2 protein-coding genes are annotated in these 1,891 nt (G+C 65.8%); one reads left to right on the plus strand and one right to left on the minus strand.

The window, feature by feature from the left end; all coding sequences use genetic code 11:
* Positions 1-1,305 (minus strand): hypothetical protein (locus tag DM995_RS18700; RefSeq protein WP_157973329.1); only part of this gene is annotated, 1,305 nt, incomplete at its 3' end.
* Between the two features lie 159 nt (positions 1,306-1,464).
* On the opposite strand from DM995_RS18700, the gene DM995_RS18705 reads away from it, so the two are divergent.
* Positions 1,465-1,891: hypothetical protein (locus DM995_RS18705; RefSeq protein WP_157973330.1), on the plus strand; the 427-nt coding region annotated here is incomplete at its 3' end.

Genomic DNA, 1,891 nt, shown 5'->3' on the forward strand with positions numbered 1-1,891 from the left:
CTGCCGCTCGAGCGCTGCAGCGGCTTCCTGCTGGCGCCGCAGCTCGAGCGCTGCCGCGAGTTTCGGTTCGACCTGCGCCAGCGCGCGGTCGAGCTTGGCGAGTTCCTGGCTGGCCGGCATGTTGTACCCCGGAGCGGTGCCGATGACGAGGCTGCTCGCGCGCGAGATGAACTCCGCGACGCGCGGCAGAATCTCGCCGAAACCGGCGGCATCATATTTGCCCATGCGGAAGGTATAGCCGGCGCCGGCGATGCTGGTCCCGTCGCTGCCGCGTCCCATCAACGTCGTCAGGATGTTGAGATAGCCCGCCAGGCCGAACGCGGTGATCTTCGAAGCCACCTCGTTCGCGGTCGATTGGACGCTCGCAGTCTGGCGCTGCGCGCTATTGTCGTTGTTGGTGAGACCGGTCATCATTCGCCCGCGATCGTCGGCATGGCGATCCTCGCATTTTGCTAGCGCATCGCTCCAGGTCCGGGCATCGGCAATGCATGCCTGGAACGCGGGGATGGTCTGCGCCGCTGCGGCCTCCCTGATGACCGTGTCGATCTGGCGGCTGATGACGGTGCGCTGCTGCACATAATCCTGCGCATCGAACGCGAATTCCTGGCGGATGATCCCGCGCTCCATGCTGGTCGCCGTGCGCCACAGGCCCATGCCCTCGAACAGCTGGCTGCGAATGGCATCGATATCGGGCGACAGCTTGGCCAGCTTTGCTTTGGCATCGCGCAGCTGCTGCGCCAGCCGATCGATGCCCTGCTGCAGTTCGCGCTCCTTGGCGGCGATCTGTTCGGGGGTCGGCTTGATGATGGTCTGGCCCGAATGCGGGAACTGCTCGCCCTTGGAGATGATGTCCGACTTGGTCCGCCCGCAGCCCGAACAGAACAGGCCCTGGCGATATTCGTCGAGGATCGCCTCCTTGTTGCGGATCGCCTCGTTGAGCTTGTCGGTCAGCTGCTTCTCTTCGGCCTGCAGCTTGCCGATCTGGTCGGCGGTGGCGCCATAGGCGCGCACGAGCGAGAGAATGGCGCTGGTGACGCTGCTTGCCATGTCGCGCGCATATTCGGGGCCGAGCCAGCCGGGCGGACGATTGCTGCGGGTCGCCAGCGCTTCGGTACCCACCCGGCTGCTGCGCAGGCGCGTGGGATCGAGCAGGTCCTGCGCCCAGGCCGGGCTTGTCACCAGCGCCGGAAGCGTGACCAGCGCGGCCATCACCGTGCGCCGGTCGAGCGAGCCCTCGGCGCGATGCCCGTCTCCGCCGTGGTGATGCCTGCCGCACAAACAGACTTTTCCGTGTCGATCGTCCATCGCACACCCCTTTGCGATCCTGCCGGTTATGTTGACGACCTTTTTTCCCATGGATAATGAAACGGGACTGTTATGGCAACGGGTGCGCCCAGCCAAGCGATTGAATTATCTCGCCTCGGCTCCGCTTGGGGCGCGAGGCCACCGGCTGGAGCCCGAACCGTGAAAATTGCCGTGATCCTGTCTGCCATCGCGATCGGCCTGGGTTCAGCCGCCGCCTCGCCCGCCCAGGCGCAGACGAGCTATTACCCGGTCTTCTGCCAGGGCATTGCCGTGGGTGCAGGCGGCAACAGCATGTTCCTGTCATCGGGCTTCTACCTGTCGCTCGGCACGCCGCCCGAAGGCTATCTGATCACCGATGCGACGCTGACCGCCGATTTTGCCAAGGCGGTCAAGGCCCAGACCGGCGAGACGGTGCTGGGGCAGACCTGCTACACCCGCGCCGACCGCAAGGAGCTGGAAGAGTTCATCGCGACGACCCGCGCGTCGAACGGCGGCAACTGGAAGCTGGTGGACGTGACATGGATGCCGGGCGGCGCCTATCCGCTGACCACCGATCTGGCCGATCTCCAGCCGGGCGGCGGCGCAT

Source organism: Blastomonas sp. UPD001 (assembly GCF_003426715.1).
In the GTDB taxonomy this organism is placed as follows: Bacteria; Pseudomonadota; Alphaproteobacteria; order Sphingomonadales; family Sphingomonadaceae; genus Blastomonas.